Consider the following 377-nt stretch of genomic DNA (forward strand, 5'->3'; position numbering starts at 1 on the left):
CCTCAAGGCGAGCAAGGTCTTCTTGGACCTCAAGGCGAGCAGGGACCTCTTGGACCTCAAGGCGAGCAGGGACTTCTTGGACCTCAAGGCGAGCAAGGACCTCTTGGACCTCAAGGCGATCAGGGACCTCTTGGACCTCAAGGCGAGCAAGGACTTCTTGGACCTCAAGGCGAGCAGGGACCTCTTGGACCTCAAGGCGAGCAAGGACTTCTTGGACCTCAAGGCGAGCAAGGACCTCTTGGACCTCAAGGCGAGCAAGGACTTCTTGGACCTCAAGGCGAACAGGGACCTCTTGGACCTCAAGGCGAGCAAGGACTTCTTGGACCTCAAGGCGAGCAGGGACCTCTTGGACCTCAAGGCGAGCAAGGACTTCTTGG

Annotated in this window: 1 protein-coding gene; it reads left to right on the plus strand. The window is 58.6% G+C overall.

Annotated elements, in window-relative coordinates; translation table 11 throughout:
- On the plus strand, positions 1-377 hold a 377-nt coding region (locus ACIQCO_RS28200; RefSeq protein ID WP_400426605.1), incomplete at both ends, for a hypothetical protein.

The organism is Neobacillus sp. NPDC093127 (genome assembly GCF_044754175.1).
Taxonomy (GTDB): Bacteria; Bacillota; Bacilli; order Bacillales; family Cytobacillaceae; genus Neobacillus.